This is a genomic window from Sphingomonas sp. BLHR8, from assembly GCF_056821725.1.
In genome coordinates this window covers 128,909-147,053 of record NZ_JBPDIM010000002.1, presented here as the reverse complement: position 1 = coordinate 147,053, position 18,145 = coordinate 128,909, and the positions used below count along the sequence as shown (strand labels likewise).

15 protein-coding genes and 1 tRNA gene are annotated in these 18,145 nt (G+C 69.7%); 7 read left to right on the top strand and 9 right to left on the bottom strand.

The annotated features are described in order from the left end of the window. Nucleotides 1–19: 19 nt before the first annotated feature. From ACRYJK_RS10685 to ACRYJK_RS10655, 7 genes are all read right to left on the bottom strand, one after another. A complete protein-coding gene (locus ACRYJK_RS10685; RefSeq protein WP_482667571.1) occupies nt 20–3,514 on the bottom strand; it encodes an error-prone DNA polymerase in 3,495 nt (1,164 codons plus the stop codon). Continuing rightward, nucleotides 3,511–5,925, bottom strand: a complete 2,415-nt coding sequence (locus tag ACRYJK_RS10680) for a Y-family DNA polymerase (protein WP_482667570.1) — start codon at nt 5,923–5,925, stop codon at nt 3,511–3,513. Before ACRYJK_RS10680 ends, ACRYJK_RS10685 begins: the two co-directional genes overlap by 4 nt. Next, on the bottom strand, nt 5,834–6,646 hold the full coding sequence (locus tag ACRYJK_RS10675; RefSeq protein ID WP_482667569.1) for an ImuA family protein: 813 nt from the start codon (nt 6,644–6,646) through the stop codon (nt 5,834–5,836). Before ACRYJK_RS10675 ends, ACRYJK_RS10680 begins: the two co-directional genes overlap by 92 nt. A gap of 52 nt (nt 6,647–6,698) precedes the next feature. Further along, complete coding sequence (locus tag ACRYJK_RS10670) at nt 6,699–7,082, bottom strand: DUF1489 family protein (RefSeq protein WP_482667568.1); 384 nt, start codon at nt 7,080–7,082, stop codon at nt 6,699–6,701. An 85-nt stretch (nt 7,083–7,167) separates the two neighbouring features. Continuing rightward, nucleotides 7,168–7,866: a DUF2497 domain-containing protein gene (locus ACRYJK_RS10665; RefSeq protein ID WP_482667567.1), complete on the bottom strand. Its 699-nt coding sequence runs from the start codon at nt 7,864–7,866 to the stop codon at nt 7,168–7,170. Nucleotides 7,867–7,960: 94 nt separating this feature from the next. Beyond that, on the bottom strand, nt 7,961–9,466 hold the full coding sequence (locus ACRYJK_RS10660) for a TolC family outer membrane protein (RefSeq protein ID WP_482667566.1): 1,506 nt from the start codon (nt 9,464–9,466) through the stop codon (nt 7,961–7,963). After that, nucleotides 9,466–10,200, bottom strand: a complete 735-nt coding sequence (locus ACRYJK_RS10655) for a protein-L-isoaspartate O-methyltransferase family protein (RefSeq protein ID WP_482667565.1) — start codon at nt 10,198–10,200, stop codon at nt 9,466–9,468. Before ACRYJK_RS10655 ends, ACRYJK_RS10660 begins: the two co-directional genes overlap by 1 nt. A gap of 144 nt (nt 10,201–10,344) precedes the next feature. Between ACRYJK_RS10655 and ACRYJK_RS10650 the strand changes: the two genes are divergently transcribed. Beyond that, a tRNA-Cys gene (locus tag ACRYJK_RS10650) sits at nt 10,345–10,418 on the top strand. Nucleotides 10,419–10,492: 74 nt separating this feature from the next. Here ACRYJK_RS10650 and ACRYJK_RS10645 read toward each other — a convergent pair. Next, a complete protein-coding gene (locus ACRYJK_RS10645) occupies nt 10,493–10,711 on the bottom strand; it encodes a hypothetical protein (RefSeq protein ID WP_482667564.1) in 219 nt (72 codons plus the stop codon). 426 nt (nt 10,712–11,137) lie between these two features. On the opposite strand from ACRYJK_RS10645, the gene ACRYJK_RS10640 reads away from it, so the two are divergent. The 3 genes from ACRYJK_RS10640 to ACRYJK_RS10630 all read left to right on the top strand — a co-directional run bounded on the left by ACRYJK_RS10640 (nt 11,138) and on the right by ACRYJK_RS10630 (nt 14,056). Further along, on the top strand, nt 11,138–11,488 hold the full coding sequence (locus ACRYJK_RS10640; RefSeq protein ID WP_482667563.1) for a DMT family transporter: 351 nt from the start codon (nt 11,138–11,140) through the stop codon (nt 11,486–11,488). 161 nt (nt 11,489–11,649) lie between these two features. Beyond that, nucleotides 11,650–12,708 (top strand): hypothetical protein, encoded by a 1,059-nt coding sequence (locus ACRYJK_RS10635; RefSeq protein ID WP_482667562.1) that lies wholly within the window; start codon nt 11,650–11,652, stop codon nt 12,706–12,708. Nucleotides 12,709–12,772: 64 nt separating this feature from the next. After that, nucleotides 12,773–14,056, top strand: a complete 1,284-nt coding sequence (locus tag ACRYJK_RS10630; protein WP_482667561.1) for a glycosyltransferase family 87 protein — start codon at nt 12,773–12,775, stop codon at nt 14,054–14,056. On the opposite strand, the gene ACRYJK_RS10625 is transcribed toward ACRYJK_RS10630, so the two are convergent. Then, nucleotides 14,037–15,536, bottom strand: a complete 1,500-nt coding sequence (locus tag ACRYJK_RS10625; protein WP_482667560.1) for a UbiA family prenyltransferase — start codon at nt 15,534–15,536, stop codon at nt 14,037–14,039. The genes ACRYJK_RS10630 and ACRYJK_RS10625 overlap by 20 nt on opposite strands. Nucleotides 15,537–15,841: 305 nt before the next feature. Here ACRYJK_RS10625 and ACRYJK_RS10620 point away from each other — a divergent pair, with 305 nt between their 5' ends. From ACRYJK_RS10620 to ACRYJK_RS10610, 3 genes are read left to right on the top strand one after another with little or no spacing between them, the layout of a single operon-like run. Then, a complete protein-coding gene (locus tag ACRYJK_RS10620; protein WP_482667559.1) occupies nt 15,842–15,994 on the top strand; it encodes a hypothetical protein in 153 nt (50 codons plus the stop codon). Between the two features lies 1 nt (nt 15,995). After that, on the top strand, nt 15,996–17,474 hold the full coding sequence (locus ACRYJK_RS10615) for an efflux transporter outer membrane subunit (RefSeq protein WP_482667558.1): 1,479 nt from the start codon (nt 15,996–15,998) through the stop codon (nt 17,472–17,474). Next, the gene (locus ACRYJK_RS10610; RefSeq protein WP_482667557.1) at nt 17,474–18,139 is read left to right on the top strand and encodes a TetR/AcrR family transcriptional regulator; all 666 of its coding nucleotides are present in this window, start codon (nt 17,474–17,476) and stop codon (nt 18,137–18,139) included. The genes ACRYJK_RS10615 and ACRYJK_RS10610 overlap by 1 nt, the downstream gene beginning before the upstream one ends. Nucleotides 18,140–18,145: the final 6 nt, after the last annotated feature.

Here is an 18,145-nt window from a genome sequence, read left to right as displayed (position 1 = left end):
CGCAGGTGGGTAGGCCGCTTCAGTGAAAGTCGCGGCTCTTCTGACGGACCACGTCCTCCGGGTCCGCCCCACCTTCGAAGGGCGCATAATAGCCGCTGTTGGGGGCGGGCGCCCATTCCGGAACCACCGCCGGGCGGTCGGGCGACGAAGCCTCGTCCCAGGGCGGGCGGTCCTTTGAAGGCACATGCCGCTGCCGCGTGACGCCCGCGGGGGCCCAGCCGGCATCGCCCCGGTCGGGGGAGCCGGCGTGCGTCGCCCCGTCGCCACGCGCGGTGCGATAGGGGAAGGCGTCGTAGGCGGGCACCAGCTGCGCATCGGGCGCGGCGCCTTCGCTGACCGGCGCCGGCAGCTCGCCCGCCGCGCCCCGCCGCCCGGGCAGCGCGCGCTGGGCGATGCTGGCGAGCAGCGCGCCCAAATCGCCAACGCGGTCGACGATGACGTGGATCACCTCGCCCTCGCGCTGGACGCGACCTTTGAGGGTGACCATCGCCGCGGTCATGATCGTCCGCCGCTGCGCTTCGAAGCGGTCGGGCCACAGCACGCCGTTGGCGACCCCGCTCTCATCCTCGATCGTGATGAACAGCACGCCCTTGGCGCTGCCGGGTTTCTGCCGGACGAGGATCAGCCCCGCGACCTCGACCCGAGCGCCGTCCTTCATCTGGCGCAGCTCCTCGCAGCGACGCATCCCACGCGCCTCCAGTTCCGCGCGCAGGAATTGCAGCGGATGCGCGCGCAGCGACAGTTGCGTCGCGCGATAATCCTCCACCACCTCGCGCCCCTCGGGCATGGCGGGGAGGCCGATCGCCGCCTCGCGCGCTTCCGCATCGCCCGCCGCGGCTGCCTCCGCCGCGGCGAACAACGGCAGCGGCGCTTCGCCGAGGCCGCGCACCGCCCACACTGCCGGGCGCCGCGTGTCGCCGAGCCGGGCAAAGGCGTCGGCGTCCGCCAGCCGCTCGATCGCCGCGCGCGGCACCCCGGCGCGCTGCCACACATCCTCGATGCTGGCGTAGGGCGTGTCGCCCCGCGCCGCGACGATCCGCGCGGCATGCGCATCGGCGAGCCCGCGCACCATGTTGAAGCCCAGCCGCACGGCAAGGAACCGCCCCGACGCGGGTTCGAGGCAGGCGTCCCAGCGGCTGGCGTTGATGTCCACGGCGCGCACCTCCACGCCATGCTCGACCGCATCGCGCACGATCTGCGCGGGAGCGTAGAAACCCATCGGCTGCGCGTTCAGCAGCGCCGCGCAGAACACGTCGGGATGGTGGCACTTCATCCACGACGAGGCGTAGGCGATCTTGGCAAAGCTCGCCGCGTGGCTTTCGGGAAAGCCGTAGCTGCCGAACCCTTCGAGCTGTTTGAAGGTGCGTTCGGCAAAATCGCGCGGGTAGCCGCGTTCGACCATACCATCGACCAGCTCGTCGTAGAATTTGCTGACCCCGCCGGTGAACTTGAACGTCGCCATCGCGCGCCGCAGCGCGTCAGCCTTCGCCGGGGAGAAGCCTGCACCGACGATGGCGACCTTCATCGCCTGTTCCTGAAACAGCGGCACGCCCAGCGTCTTTTCGAGCACCGCCTTCAGCTCGGGACGCGGATATTCGGGATCCTCCTTGCCCTCGCGGCGGCGGAGATAGGGGTGGACCATGTCGCCCTGGATCGGTCCCGGGCGCACGATCGCGACTTCGATGACGAGGTCATAGAATTTGTCCGGCTTCATCCGCGGCAGCATCGCCATCTGCGCGCGGCTTTCGATCTGGAACACCCCCAGCGTGTCGGCGCGGCGGATCATGGCAAAGGTCGCGGGGTCGTCATCCTGCAGGTCGGCCATCGAAATATCGATGCCCTTATTCTCGCGCAGCAGGTTGAACGCGCGGTTCATGCAACCGAGCATGCCGAGCCCGAGCACGTCGACCTTCATGAATTTTAATGCGTCGATGTCGTCCTTGTCCCATTCGATGACCTGCCGGTCGACCATCGCCGCGGGTTCGATGGGGACGAGGTCGTCGAGGCGGTCATGCGTCAGTACGAACCCGCCGGGATGCTGCGACAGGTGGCGCGGGGTGCCGATCAGCCGCCGCGCGAGATCCAGCGCCAGCGCCAGCCGCCGGTCGGAGAGGTTGAGGTTGAGCTGGTTGACCTGCTGTTCGCCCACCCCATCCTCGCTCCACCCCCAGACGAGCCCGGCGAGCGCACCGGTGAGGTCTTCGGGGAGGCCGAGCGCCTTCCCCACCTCGCGCATCGCCCCGCGCGCGCGGTAGCGGATGATCACCGCGGTCAGCGCGGCGCGGGTGCGGCCATAGGTCTCATAGATCCACTGGATGATCTCCTCGCGCCGTTCATGTTCGAAATCGACGTCGATGTCGGGCGGTTCGCGCCGCTCGCCGGATACGAAGCGTTCGAACAACAGCTCGTGCTGGATCGGGTCGATCGAGGTGATGCCGAGCACGAAGCAGACGCAGCTGTTGGCCGCGCTCCCGCGCCCCTGGCAGAGGATCCCACGCCGCCGCGCTTCGCGCACGATGGCATAGACGGTGAGGAAATAGGGGGCGTAGCCAAGCTGCGCGATGAGCTTCAGTTCGTGCGCGATCTGGCGTTGGTGCGCTTCCGGGAGGCCGGAGAGGAACCGCTCGCGCGCCGCCTCCCACGTCAGCTGCTCCAGCGCCTCCTGAGCGCTCTTGCCGGGGATCAGCTCCTCGTGCGGATATTGGTAGCTGAGCTCGCCGAGGTCGAAACGGCAGGCGTCGGCGATCTCGCGCGTGGCGGCCAGCGCGTGCGGCCAGGGGGCGAAGCGCCGCGCCATTTCCTGCGGGCTTTTGAGCGCGCGGTCGGCGTTGCGCTCGCGCGCGAAGCCCAGCGTGTCGATGGTCTTCTTCTCGCGGATGGCGGTGACCACGTCCTGGAGGAGCCGCGCTTCCTCCGCATGGTAGAGCACGTCGCCGGTCGCTACGCCCTTCACCCCATGCGCCGCCGCCAGCGCGTCGAGCGCGTCGATCCGCACCGCATCCCCCGGCCGCCGCCGCCACGTCAGCGCGAGATAGGCGCGGCTGCCGAACGTGGCGGCGAGGTCGGCGAGCGCGGCGGGGAGGCCCGGGTCCTCCGCCTCCTCGGGCACCAGGATGGCGATCAGCCCCTCGCTCCACGCGGCGATGTCCGCCCAGCCGAGCTGGCACGCGCCCTTGCCCCCGCGCGCCTTGCCGATGGTGAGCAGCCGCGTCAGCCGCGACCAGGCGGCGCGGGTGGTGGGGTAGAGGAGAAGCGTGCGGCGGTCGGGGGCCTCCACCGGGCCGTCCTCGCTGGTCACCCGCGCGCCCGCAATCAGCCGCACGCCGGTGATCTTCTGCGCCTCCCACGCGCGCACCATGCCCGCGACCGAGTGCCAGTCGGTGACGCCGAGCGCATCGGCACCCATCATCGCCGCGGCGCTGAACAGCTCCTCCGGGCTCGACGCGCCGCGCAGGAAGCTGAAGTGCGTGGTCACCTGTAGCTCGACATAGGGGGGCAGGTTCGCGGTGATCATCCGAACAGCCCGTGGATGTGCCAGCTCATGTCGCCGGTTTCGGCGCCCACGCCGTCGCCGCGGCGGAACAGCCAGAAACGCGCGCCGCGGCTGTCCTCGACGATATAGTAATCGCGCACCGCCCAGGTCTCGCGCTCGGAACGCCACCATTCGCCGTGGATGCGTTCGGGCCCGTCGCCGGCGACGACCTCATGCGCCTCACCGCGCCAGGTGAAGCGTCGCGGTGGCGCATCGGGCAGCAGCGCGATCACCTGGTCGAGCGGTTCGGGCCGCCGCAGCAACCGCACCGGGCGGCGCCAGCGCGCGAAGTCGGCGGGCTCGGCCAGCGGCGACACGCGCGCCACCCCACGTTCGGGCACGTCGCTCTCTACTGGCGCGAGGCGGAACAGCGCCTGCGGCCCGACCCGCGCGGCGAGCCGGTCGACCAGCGCGGCGACATCGACCGGCGCCGCCTCCCCCGCCAGGACCGCGCCGATGCTGGTCGCGCCGAGCGGTTCGGCGCGCAGCACGTGCAGCGCCATGCGTTCGATGCCGAAACCGGGGTCGATGCGCTCGCGGCGCAGGTGGATGAGGCGCAGCAGATGCGCGCCCTCGCGCGTCGCGCGCGCGGTGCCGAAGGCGATGCGCTGGCGCCCGCCGTCGACCCGCTCATAATCGAGCGCCAGCGCGCGCACGCCCAAACCCCGGCGTTGCAGTTCGGCGATGAGGTCGATGACGAGATCGCCCGCGACCTGATCGATCGCTTCGGGGGTGCCGATCGGTTCGACCAGCCGCCGCTCGACGCGGATCGGGTCGGGCGCGGCGACGGGCAACAGCGGTTCCGCCGCGCGGCCCAGCGCTTCGTCCAGCCGCCGGATCGCGGCGAGGCCCAAGCGCTTGGCCAGCGGCGCGCGCGGCAGCGGGAGGAGATCGCCGACGGAGGCGAAGCCGAACCGCCGCGCCGCATCGAGCGCGCCCGCCTCCCACCGCAGCGCGGCGAGCGGCAGCGGGGAGAGCGCCTGCGCCTCGTCGCCATTGGTGACGATGGCGATGTCCGCATGGCCGTGGCGCGCCAGCGCGTGCGCCGCGCCCGGCGTGCCCGCGATCGCCAGCCGCGCGGTGAAGCCCGCCTTCGCCAGCCGCCGCACGATCCGCCGCGCCAGCCGCGCCTCGCCCCCGAACAGATGCGCGACGCCGGAGAGGTCGATGGTGAGGCCGTCGCCATCGACCTGCACCCACGGCGACCAGCGCAGCGCGGCATGCACCGCGAGACGCTGGAGCAAGGCGGCGTCGGCGGCGGCATCATGCGGTTCGACCACCAGCCCCGGCACGAACGCGCGCGCCTGCGTCACCGCCATGCCCGGATGCAGCCCCACCGCCTGCGCGCGTGGGCACGCCGCCACGATCAGCTGCCGCTGCCCCGCCTGATGCGCGAGCACGAGCGGCGCGTCGGGATCGTCGCCGGGCGCCGACAGCGCTGCCAACTCTGCCGACAAATCGGCATCGGGGGCAGTCGAAAAGGGCACCGCTTCGGGGTTCTTCGGGCCAGCATGGGTGAAGCGGCGGCCCGGCCCGCGCATCCTCGGCTCGCAGCGCTCGGGCAGTGGCGGGGCTGCATAAGCCGCCCGATGCGCGGGGCTGGCCGACGGCGGCGCAGGCACCAGCGCGCCACCTTCATCGCTGCGCATCGCGCGAAACGGCACCGCCGCCGCATGCGAACTGCGCCCCAACTCGCGCATCGCGGGACGTTGATGCGCGGGCATTGCCGCGATCTTCTCGGCGAGCGCGCTTCCCCCATCCTCCCCGTGCCGGGGAGGATGGGGGAAGGCGAGGACGCTTGCCGCAGTGAACGCTTTCCCCGCCGCGGGGCGGTCGAGCAGGCATAGCCCGGCGTCGCGGTAACGCTGGCCTTCGTGGGCCTGCGCCGCGGCGGTGGGGTCGAGGTGCGCGACGTCCCTTCCACCCGCTCGCGCTTGGTGCGCAGCTTGCGCCCGCGCGCGGCGGGCTTCGGGCGTGAGCGGTTGTTTATGGCGATCCTCGCGCTTGGCGAGCTTGGCGGCCTCCTCTTCGGCGAGCGTCAGGCGGCGGCGCGGCGGGGCTTCGTGGCGCGAGGTTGCCTGGACCTCCGCACGGCGCGCTTCGATCCTGGCCTGCAGCGCGGCGCGCGCTTCCTCGCGCCCGGCGAGGCCGAACGGGCCGTCCTCCCGCATCGCCTTGGGCGCTGGGCTCGCCTCCTCGCGCGCCCAGCGCGCGCCAGGACGCCAGCCGCCATCGCTGGCAAGGCTCGGGGCAGCATCCTCCGCTTCGTCGGGCAGCGGTGGCGCGGGCGGGGGCGCGTCGTCAGGCCGCACGGAGCGACCGGACGCGCGCCGTTCGCGCTGCAGCCGCTCGATCGCGAGCTGCGGCAGGAACAGCGATGCGACCCGTTTCATCGCAGGCCTCCACCACCAGGGAAAAAGGATCGCCGCCGCGCAGCCGCACGCAATCGACCTGCCAGCGCGCCCGTGCCACCCCCATCACGCCGAGCCGCGCCGAGCGTGCGGGGGCAATGCGCCAGCGGCTCGCCGCCGCCGACGGCAGCGCCAGCGGGTCGGCGCCGCAGCGCCGCCAGCGTTTAAGCAGCAGCACCGGGATCCCCGCCGCGCGCGCCGCAAGGTGCAACCGCCGCGTCGCCACCATCGGCGCCACGCGCGCCTCCACCACCACCGCCGCCACCGACCCGTCGTGGAGCGCATCCTCCGCCAGCGCGAGGCGGCAGGCATCGTCGCCCCCTTCGGCACAGATCAGACGCGCCGGGGGCAACCCCGCCTGCGCCAGGCCGGGGGCGTAAAGGTCCGCCTGCGCCAGCGCCCACAGCACCGGGCGTGCGCTCGCCGCGCCCGGATCATGATGCGCGCGCGCGGCAATTCCAGCGGCAAACAGGCTCGCGGCTGCATCGTCGGCCAGCTCCGGGCTAGCGCCTGCCACTTCGTGCAGGGCGCCGAGCGCGAGACCGCCCCCCAGCCGCCCATCCATCGCCTCCATCCCGAAGGCGAGTCGGTCGCATCCGGTCGATTCGCCCTCAACACTCGCCTCTATCGCGCGCGTCAGGGCACGCAAATCGGCCAAATTGGACGGCGCATCTACGGCATGGGAGGATGAATCGCTGCTCATGGTGTTCGCCATATGTTCTACCGAACGGCGCGAACGTCAACCGTGCGACTCGTCACACCAGGCAGAGTGCTCCCAGTTCCGCTCGCAATTCCGGCGGCAGCTCCTCCCCGCCCTCCAAGCTTGCGAGGTCCGCCGGCGCATCGTCGGGAGCCAGATATCGCCACCCCTGATGCGCCCGCTTGCCGCGCGGCACGACCAGGGTCAGCTGCGACGGGGTGACGATGTTCCAGCGCCCCTCGTGCGTTTCCTCGAACGCAAAGATCGGCGCGCGCGCGACGATGCGGTGCTGCACGATCCAGTATAGCGACCCGCCGTCGAGGATTTCCTCGAACCGCGTCGGGCGATAGCGGGTATGGATGCGCGCATGCTCGCCATGTCCCGCCAGCCGGTCGGCAAGCATGTCGAGGTTGGCGCAACCATAGGCGATCTTGGTCATGTGGAGCGGCATCGCGCCGCTCAAGGTCGGTCGCTGCCCGACGAATTCAAGGGCGCAGAACTCGCCCTCGCCCGCTCGCTCCCGGTCAGTCGCGCGTGGTCGAACCCGTGATGCGCGCGATCTCCGCCGCCACCAGCTTCTCGACCATGGTCGGCAGATTGGCGTCGAGCCATTCGCGCAGCATCGGCCGCAGCGCCGCATCGGCCAGCGCCGCAACTGTCGGGCCCTGCGCCGTGTCGACCGCCGCTGCCGGGTGCACCGCCGCTACCGCCGCCGCCAGCACATCGAGCGACTGGCGCGTCGCGGCCACCGGTTCCGGGGAGGCAAGCGGCGCGGTGCGGGCGGCCGGCGCCACCGCCGCGCTCACCTTAGTGGAACTGTTGCGCGCCATGACCTCGGCATTCTCCTGCGATTCTGCCGGCATCGGCGCCCCGGACTGCGACGCATCGAGCGAAGCCGCCGCCTCCTCCACCAGGTCGGCAAAACCATCGTCCACCCCGTGCACCGCTCCGCCGGCGACGCCGTCGTCTGCAAAACTTTCGGTGAGCTCGAGGACGTCATCGTCGCCGCCATGGGTCGGCGCCGCCGGTGTCTCGTCGAGCTCCAGGTCGGTGCCCTCGAAAGGGTCCGAAGGCCGGGCCGTGTCGAGATCGATCGCGGCCTTGCGCCGACCGCCGACCGCCGGAACCGTGGTCCCCGCGCGCCCCGCCTCATCCCGGGCGATGACCCGGCGGATCGAGGACAGAATCTCCTCCATCGACGGTTCGCGCGACAGATCGCCCATGTTCGGTCCCCTCCCTGCAGGCCACGCCCGCTATGGCCGCGCACCAAAGCTGGCGTCGGCGCGGACGTCAAGTCGCGCGCCGTGCCCGCTCGCCTTAGAACCGCGGCGGGATCTGCGATGGCGGCGGCGGCACCGGCTGCAATGTCGCGCGGCCGACCGTCGGCGGTGCGACGGCGTCTTGCGCGGGCACGGTCCGGGTCGACGTCGACCGCGTGATCGGCGCCGGATCGTTGCCCCAGTCCCAGATGATGTTGCGCACGCGCGCCGCATTATCGCGCGGGTCGTAGCGGGTCGTTTCGTCGACGATGCCGAGATCGTCCGCTTCCGCCCGGCCCACCGCTGCCAGCAAAGCAAAGCCGGCGACGTAAGCGTCGCGACGCGCCGTCACCAGCTGCACCTGCGCGTTGAGAAATTCTTGCTCGGCGTTCAGAATTTCGATGATCGTGCGCGTGCCGACACTGTTCTCCGCGCGCACACCTTCGAGGCCGAGGCGCGTTGCATCCACCGCGACCTGGCTGGACTGAATCACCGCGTTCGACGCCTGCCAGCTCGCATAGGCCGCGCGCGCCTGCGCGATCACCGCGCGTTCGGTGCCGATGACGTCCTCGAGCGCGCGCCCCTCCAGCGCCTGCGCCTGGCGGATGCGCGCGGCGGTCCGTCCGGCCTGAAAGATCGGCACCGACAGCTGCACGCCCGCCCCGGCCGTGAAGCCGCCGTTGCTAACGCTGATCCCCGGCGGCGCGTTGATCGAGCCGAGATAATTCACATAGCCGGCGTTGGTCGTCACGCCCACGCGCGGCAACCGCGCGCCTTGCGCAACCCGCACATCGAGCCCCGCCGCGCGCGCGTCAATCTGCGCGGCGAGCAGGCTGGGATTGTTGGCGACGGCCTGTTCGGTGGCGTCGGCGGCGCTACCCGGCAGTCCCACCAACGGGGGCGGCGGCTGAAGATTGTCCGGAGCCACGCCCACCTGCCGGACATAGGCTTCACGACTGGCGATCAGCCTGGCTTCCGCGCCCTGCAACTGCGCGCGGGCGAGCGCGAGCCGCGCTTCGGACTGCGCGACGTCGGTGCGGGTGATGTCGCCGATGTCGAACCGGTCCCGCGCCGCCTGCAGGTTGACGTTCAGCACGTCGACCTGATTGCGGTTGAGCGCCACCACCGCCTCGTCGCGCAACACGTCCATGTAGGCAGCTACGACTTGCGTGAAGACGTTCGATTCGACCGCGCGCAGCTGTGTCTGGCCGGCTTCCACCCGCGCTTCGGCCGATCGGATGGAATTGCGCACCGATCCGCCGGCGAACAGCGGCACCGACAGCTGCGCCTGCGTGTTGAGCAGTCGGTCGGGACTGACCGAATTGCTGCCCGCCTGCACCAGATTCTCGCTGTAGCCCACGGTGCCGCCGACACTGGGCAAAGCGTCCGCGCGGGCGATCGGAATGGTCTCATCCTGCGCGCGCTGCCCCGATCGGGCGGAGTTCAGCGTCGGGTTCGAGATATAGGCGCGGGCCAGCGCATCGCGCAGCGTTTCGGCCGCGGCCATCGTCGGCAGCGCCAGCGCCACCAGCGCGGCACCGGTCATCATCAGCGAACGGCGCATCAGAAGTGAAAGCCCTTTGGGGGTGCAAAGCCTGGCAAGGCGACGCACTCGAGTTCTGCGAACGGCATCGGCGCGACGGGCGCGCCCTCCACCCGCACCGCGCGGGCGAGGCGGGTTACGCCCTGGTCGTTCCAGCCCAGCGCAATGCGCGCGCCTGGCTTCAACAGCGTTACGATCGCTTCAGGCAGCCGCTCGATCGCGCCATCGACCAGCAGCGCGTCGAACCCCGCGTCGCCGACGTCCGGCGCATGGAGCGGCGCGTCCACCCAGTGCACCATCGCGGCTCCGTGCACCGCCAGCGCCTCACGGGCGATGTGCGACAAGGTCGCGTCGCTTTCGACTGCGGTCACCCGAACACCGAGCGCCGCGAGCAGCGCCGCGGCATATCCGGTCGCCGCGCCGATCAGCAGAACATGCTCACCGCTTTGCAGGTCGAGGTCCGCGACCAGCCGCGCCGTCGTCAGCGCGGGGTTGAGCGCGCGACCATCCCCGAGCGGCAGGGCACGGTCGACATAGGCCGATTCGCGCAGGCGCGCGGGGACGAACTGTTCGCGCGGCAGGCGCCGAAGCACCGCGACGAGGCGCGGCTCGGTCACTTCGTTGGTGCGCAATTGCGATCCGACCATCGCCTCGCGAGCGAGGTCGAAACGGCTGCGTTGCGGTTCCTGGCTGACGAAGTCCGGCGCGCCGGTGGCGTTGGCCGGCTGGCTTTCGGGCGGGGGGGAGAGGGTCATCGCAATCACCTGTCGTGGACCGGGCCCTGTCGCGGCGCCGCCCGGCGACAGGCGCGTTACACGCCGCGGACCTGTATTGCAAGGCTAATACAGTCGATCGAACATTGACCCCGCGCCCGCCACAAGCCAAAGCCGCGCCCGGACGGCCCGATGGCGGAGTGGTTACGCACCGGACTGCAAATCCGTTTACGCCGGTTCGATTCCGGCTCGGGCCTCCAGACGTTGTCGTCTTGCATGAAGACCTACTCGTTCTTGCAGAACGAGCGGATAATCGGCCGAAGGCGGCAGATGGTCAGTCGACGACTCTCGAATAGGCGGCAAACCGACGACGCTTCAGCTCGCCATGGCCTTGACGCGGGCTAGTTGGCTGATCTGCGCCGATGGTCGCCGCGACGCTGGGCAGGAAGATGAGCAGCATCAGGACGGAGTTCATCACGAGGATGGCCACCATCAGGACCAGCCCATGTGACGTGAGGAAGTCGCCGGCGCCATGCGCATGATGACCGTACATGACGGCCAGCCACGTCGAGGTCGGGCCGCCATCCCGGCAAACAACAGAACAGGAGGGGTCAGCGTAAGCCAGTCCGGTGCGTGACCTCTGTGCAGATATGCGACAAGCGCCAGGTCAAAGATAACTACGCCATAAAGATACGCTATCCGGCGTTGGATAGCGACGGCCTGGGCGACGACGACGGCGTTGCTGAAATCAGATGTGAAGAAGGGCGCCATCAGGCCACGGCCTCCCCTTTGACGATCTAACAGGTGCGTTAGCCGACGAACTCTGGACTGGATGTCCGAACAATTGGTTGATTATCGATCCGGCGGTCGATCGGCCCGGAAAAGGACCGACCGCCAAGCCTTGGCCGATCGGATCACCCTGCCAACCGTGCTGAAATAGTTGGCGCGATGATCGCTCGTTTTGCGTAGAGGAGGCCCGGTGACCCGTACGTTGTTCCTCCTGATTTTGACGAGCGTTACCATGTCGGCGGTGGCGCAACTGCTGTTGAAGCAGGGAGTGGCGGCGGTGGGCGGCGGATCGCCGTTGCGATACGCGACATCGCCGATGATCCTCGCCGGGTTCGCGATCTACGGGTTGGGCGCGATCCTGTGGTTGTTCGTTCTTGCCCGGCTGCCCTTGAGCGCAGCTTATCCGTTCGTCGGCCTTGGCTTCATCGCGACGATGTTGCTCGGCATCATCGTACTCGGCGAAAATGTGAGCACCACGCGGATCGCCGGCACGCTGCTGATCGCGGCCGGCTGCGTTCTCGTGGCGCGGAGCCTCCCCTGAAAGCGTGGTCCGGTCTCGTCCGCGAGCATCGCTGGCTGTTCCTGGCGCTCGCTCTGGTGGCAGCAATCCGGGTCGCGGCGATCATCGTCCTGGCTGGGCCTCCGGTCAGCGATGGGCTCGCTTATCACACGATGGCGATCACGCTGGCGCAGGGCGGGCCGATGGTCGACAATTTCGGCAATCGTCTGTTCTACAGCGCCGGCTACCCGCTGCTGCTGGCTATCGCCTATGCCGTCGGCGGATCGTCGCCCCTTGCCGGCCACAGTCTCAATCTTGCCCTGGCCATCGCCAGCGGCGCGCTTGTTTACCGGGTCGCCCGACAACTGGGCGCATCACGGGCGATTTCGGCCATCACCGTGAGTGCGTTCGCGTTATGGCTGCCGGGGATCTGGAACGGCGCCATGCTAGCACGCGAGAACCTGACGGTGCCGCTTGTGCTCGCGGTCACCTCGGGCACGATCGATTTGGTCCAACGGCGACGTGGCGCGTTCGCCACCGGAACGGCCTGGGTTGCAGGATTGATCGGTGCAACCGCGTCGGCCGGGGTGCTGCTGGGACCGTTGAGCGCGATCCTGGGACGGAAATCGCCGCGGCTCGCGCTGGCTTTAGTGGCCGGGATCGCCTTGGCTTTCGCGCCATGGGCGATCGCGACCCACACGACGTTCGGATCGGTGAAGCTTACCTCCAACAGCGGCTTCAACCTCTACCTTGGAAACAATCCGGCCGCGACCGGCAGTTTCGTCAGCATCGCCGATACGCCGGCCGGCCCCGAGTGGCATTCCCTGTTGAGCTCTTCGGGAGAGTTCGGTGCGAGCGACGAACTCGGCCGCACAGCCCGCGCCTGGGTTGCTGCCCAGCCGCAGGCCGCCTTGGCTCTGGCGATGAAGAAGCTGGCGCTGTTCTGGGCACCCAACATCCCCGACGCAAAGGACTGGCAGGCGTCGCGCGTGATTTCGGCCGTCCGCCTGTTCGAGGTCGCGCAATATGCCGCGCTCGTGCTGGCGGGGCTCGCTGGTCTGATCGCACTGGCGCAGCGCAACGTCCTGCTCGCGCTTGCGATTTCCGCCGTGATCGTCGGCTTTTGGGTGCCCCACATGTTCGCCTACATCATCACCCGCTATCGCGATCCGGTGATGCCTGTCCTGCTGGTGCTGGCGATGGTCTGGGTGGGCGGTCACCCAAAGTTCCGTCGGCTCCGCGCGTTTCCACACCCTAATTAGCGCGGCACGTTCCGCGGACTCGCTCGCAGCAACACATTTTGCCACTTCCGCCGGAGTATCGATGGTGAAGCCAAGCAAATTCGGGCCGGGCGCGGGCAGGCTGATGCCGCTCATGGTCCGCTTCGGCCCTTGGGCCATGCTCGCGCTCTGCCTCGCCCTCTTTATCGTCCAGACCATCAGCCTCGGCCGGAGCATCGGCAGCGACACGGTTGTCTTCTACAATGCGGTGCAGCGGACGCTGACCGACCCGGCTACGCTCTACCATGACGAACGCGGCGTGATGGGCACCGCCGAAGCGCTGCTTGGCTTCCTCTATCCGCCGCCGAGCATCGCGATGTTGTTGCCGTTCGGTCTCGGTACGCTCGAAACGGGGCATCTGCTGTTGAGCCTGGCCGCGCTGGCCTGTGCGGTGGGCGCGATTGCCGCATGGCTCGCGCTCGCCGAGCGAACGGGTGCGGTGATGACGAACGGCGTCGAACGGGCGGCGCTGATCGCGATGGCGGTCGTGACGGGGTCGGTGTTCACCTGCCGTCACGGGCAGGTCGATACGCTGATCCTCGCCATCGTGACGCTTGGCGTGTGGCTGATCTTCACCGCCCGGACGGCGGTCGGCGCCGCTGTCCTCGCCGCCGGCAGTTGGGTGAAGATCTACCCGGCGATGCTGATGCTCCCCCTCCTCGCGCGACGGGACACGCGCTGGCCCGCGGCGACTGGTTTTATCGTCGGAGCCGGGGTGGTGATGCTTGCCGCCTTCGCGGTTTTCCCGCTCGCCGTCTGGCTCGACTTTGCAAAGATGCTGCCGGCGATGGCCGAGCGGACGATCACCAACGTCGACAACCAGTCGCTCGTCGCCATCTGGGCGCGAACGGTCGTCCCGCCCGAACAGGCGCTGACGACATGGGAAACAATCGTGGTACCCGCCGGCCTGCGGCTCGCCGTCAGTGCTGCTGCGGTGATGACCGTCGCGGCCTTCGTCCTGCGGGCCGGTCAGGACCGCGGCCAGCAATTGTGGGCGGCGGCAGCGACGACCGGGATGATCAGCCTGATCGCGCCGCTGGGGTGGGGGCACAGTTACGCCTACGTCCTGCCGCTTCTTGCCCTGTCCGTGGGCGATGCCTGGGCGCGTCGGCGCTGGGTGAGCCTCGCCATCGCGGGGCTATTGTGGGCGATCTACGTCATCCCCGCACACCGGCAGTTCGCGGCGCTGTCGCCGGATTCGCCGCTGTGGCACCTCGCCTACGGTCGCTACGCGTTCGCCACGATCGCTCTGCTGACGCTCGCCTGGGGACAGATGAAGCGCCTCGAGCGCGAAGCGGGGAATGTCACGCTCAAATGGGCACGAACTTAGCGAAAGCGACGATGGCGAGAACGATGCAGCCGAGAATGAGGCTCTTGGGGTCGCGCATCGCAAAGGCCACCGGATCGCCGTCAACCTGCCCACGGCGCGCCATCATCCACACGCGGTTGAGCCAGTAGAGCAGCGGCACCACCAGCAGCCACAGCACCCGTCCGCTCGCGTAAGTCCCGTCGGACGCCATATTCTCGGCGAACAGGGCAACGACGAGCAGCGATACCATCCCGGCGGAAATGCCCGAGATCGCGACGATGTCGACATCGGCCGGGACATAGCCCCGCCCTGAAAGCAACGCCGTGTCCGGGCCCTTGGCCTCGCGGAGCTCGACGTAGCGCTTGAGGTAGGCGAGGCTCAAGAAGAAGAAGAGCGAGAACAAGAGTAGCCAGCCCGACACGGCCACGCCCACCGCCGCCGCGCCGACGATTAAACGCATAGTGTAAAGGCAGGCGAGCGCGATCACATCGGCGATCATCGTCGCCTTGAGCCAGAAGCTGTAGGCCACCGTCAGCGCGAAATAGCCGGTCATCGTGAGCAAGGCGCTGGCGCCCAACAACCAGTAACTCGCCGCCAGACTGCCGCTCGCGAAAAGTGCTGCCGCGCCCAGTGCATGCGGGATGGGCAAGTCGCCGCTCGCGATCGGACGGCGATGCTTGGTGCGATGCGCGCGATCGGCGTCGATATCGAGCACGTCGTTGACGAGATAAACGCTCGAGGCGAGCAGCGAGAGCAGTAGAAAAGCCGCCAGCGCGCGCAGGCTGAACGACAGTTCACCGATCCGCCCGGAGGTCAGCAGGGGCACGAAGACGAGCGCGTTCTTGGCCCACTGGTGCGGGCGCATCGCTTTGAGCAACGCGCGCCACATCGGGCGCGCCTGCGACAGGCGCACCTCATTGGGTGAGCGGGTGCTCACCCCCACCGTGTAAGCGGTGCGCGCCGCCGCCCAGATCGGTCGGTCCGCCTTTGCATCGCCGATATAGTCGAAGGGCGTGTCGCCGATCGCCGCGCGGATCGCCGCGAGCTTCCCCCGCCCCTTGGCGTTGTCGCGCCCCCGCGTGCCGATGATGTGATCGAACGGGCCGTGGCGACGCGCGATGCGCTCGAGGTTGCGTCGATGCCCGGCGCTGGCGAGAATGACGGGCCGACCATCCGCCCGCGCGTCGGCGATCAGCGCTGCGACCTCCTCGCGGATCGGTAGCGCATCGACCTTTACGGGATCAGCTCGAGCCAGTCGCGCCTTCGAGGCTGCACGCCCCGAGAACAACCAGCCAAGCAGCTGCAGAAACTCAAGCACACCGCGGCGCGCGACGCGGACCATGCTTTCGATGGCCACGTCGGCCCGGGTAAAGGTGCGATCGCAATCGACAATGAGGGGAACCGCCGAGGTCCGGGCACCCCCTGCCGGACCGGCGAGGTCGCTCTCATTCGGTGCCGAGGGAGCGGCCCTCTGACCGATATCGAGTTGATCTTCAGCCATACACCATTCGCTTCGGGAGCCATTCGACCTTTCAGCACAAGACGCTTGCGAACCGCCTGACGAGGCTTGCGCGCCACGCGCCGGATATCGATTCGAGACCTCGCGCCTGACACGCCCATTGACCGCCAGCAAGCGTCTCATCGGATTCGGCAGACTCTTCACAGACGGGTGCGACTGGTTGCCGCAGGTCGCGGCGTTTTTGCTCGCTCGGCCACAGTGGGTCTTGACGCGACGGGTTGGCGCGCCCATTTCGCGCGCCTTCGATATTTGAACGAAACCGGCTCGTTTATTCTGGTGGTTGACCCGTGGAAGCTTTTTCCCGAACCGATGCTCCGAGGTCCACGCCGCATGACCCCGCGCCGCTCGCGGCAGAACCGGCGCCCACCAACGCGGGCGCCGGGGTCATCCTGTTCCTCAAGCCGCTCAAGCGCGGCGCCCCCAGCATGGCGATGCATTGATATGACAAACGCCCTCGTCTCTCCCCGCGCCGCGAAGGCGCTGACCGCAGCGGTCGCGCTCCTCCTCGCCGGCTGCACCACGGTCGGGCCCACCTATGCCGGAGCGCCCGGTGCGGCGCCGGTGTCGGCAGCACGCGGCGCCTTCGTCCGTGCAGGCAGCGACACCACGACCGCCGTCCCCATCGCGCAATGGTGGCGCAGCCTCGACGATCCGATGCTCGATGCGCTGATCGCGGAGGCGCTGGCGCAGGCGCCCAGCGTCGCCATCGCCGAAGCGCGGGTGGCGCAGGCGCGCGCGACGCTGGCGGCGAACCGCACCGCCAACACGCCGTCGCTGAATGCCTCGGCGGCCGCCCCCATCGCCAATCTGCCCGGCAACGTGTTCGACCCGCAGGGCGACGCCGCCGACCGCTCGACGATCGACCTCTACAATGTCGGTTTCGACAGTTCGTGGGAGGTCGACCTGTTCGGCCGCCGCCGTCGCACGATCGAGGGCGCCGCCGCGCGCGTCGATGCCGCCGAAGCCAGCGTCGCCGACGCCCAGGTGACGCTCGCCGCCGATGTCGCCCGGACCTATGTCGCGCTGCGTGCGCGCCAGGCGCGGGCGGCGTTCCTGACCACCCAACGCACGCTCGACGCGGAGGCGACCGGGCTGGCGCGCCAACGGCTGCAGCGTGGCACGGCGCCGGCCCAGCCGCTCGCTGCGGCGCAGGCGCAGCTCGACCGGACCACGGGGGAAATCGCGACCAATCAGGGCGAGCTCGTCGCGCTCAAGGACCAACTGGCGCTTTTGACGGGGCGCGAGCCCGGTGCGCTTGATGCGCGGCTCGACGCGCCGGCGCCGATCCCCGTGCCCCCGCGCGAGGTCGCGATCGGCGACCCCGCCCGTCTGCTGCGCAATCGTCCCGACATTCGCGCTGCGGAACGTGCGCTCGCCGCGGCCAATGCCGAGGTCGGGGTCAAGACGGCGGACCGCTTCCCGCGCATCAGCTTCCTCGGCAACCTCGGCATCGGCGGTGGCGCATTGAGCGACGTGCTCAACCCCGGCAACCTCGTCGCGCTCATCCTCCCGCGCATCAGTCTGCCGATCTTCGACGGCGGCCGCGGCGAGCAACAGCTCAACGTCGCGCGCGGCCAATATGCCGAGGCGGAAGGGCGCTATCGTCAGACGGTGCTGGCCGCGCTTCAGGATGCGGAGGGGAGCCTCACCCGCTACGGCCAGCAGCGCATTGCGTGGGGCCGGGCGCTGGCGGCGGAAGAGGAACTGGCCACCGTGGCGCGGCTGCAGAACCAGCGCGCCCGCGCCGGGACGGCCAGTCGGACCGACGCGATCGCGGCCGAACGTCAGCGGTTGCAGGCGGGCATGGCCGCGGTGGAGGCACGGGCGAGCACCACCACCAACTTCATCGCCGTCAACAAGGCGCTCGGGCTCGGCTGGGCCCCGCGCGATCCGGCCCCGGCCACGACGCCGGCGCGCTGATGCCGGCGGCTCGTTCCCCCCGCCCCGCGACCCGGCGCGGCCGCCCGAGCAGCGCCGAGGCAGAGCGGCTCGGCGAGCTGATCCTGACGGCGAGCTGGGAGCTGCTGCTAAGCGAAGGCTTCGCGCGCTTTTCGATCGACCGCCTGGCGCGGTCGGCGCGCGTCGGCAAACCGACCATCTACGCGCGTTTCGCCGACAAGCGTGCGCTATTGACGGCGCTGTTCGACCAGCGCGTCGATGCGGCGCGACAGCAGCTTCTCGACGCGATCGGAAACGACCTCCCCGCGGTGGAGGGCCTGGCGCGGCTGGTCGGCGGCACCGTCGAACGGATGCTGTCGCCGGAGGGGCGGTTGCTCGACCGCCTCGCCGACTGGCTCGACCAGGAGAGCGACCGGCCGGCCGATGTCCCGCCGGTCTGCGCCAGCGCCTATGCGAGCGGATCGCAGCGGCTGGCCGATCGCGTTGCGGCCGGCATCGCTGCGCGAGAGATCGGGCCCGTCGACCCGAACGTCGCCGCGTCGCTCCTCATGCAGGGGATGATCGGGCGCGCCCGGCTGTCGACCGTCGTCGACCAGGGCGACCTCGCCGCCTGGAGTCGCCAGTTCACCCGAGTCATCCTCACCGGCCTGTCGCATGATAGCGCGGCCGACGCGGGTCTCGCCTGACCGCTG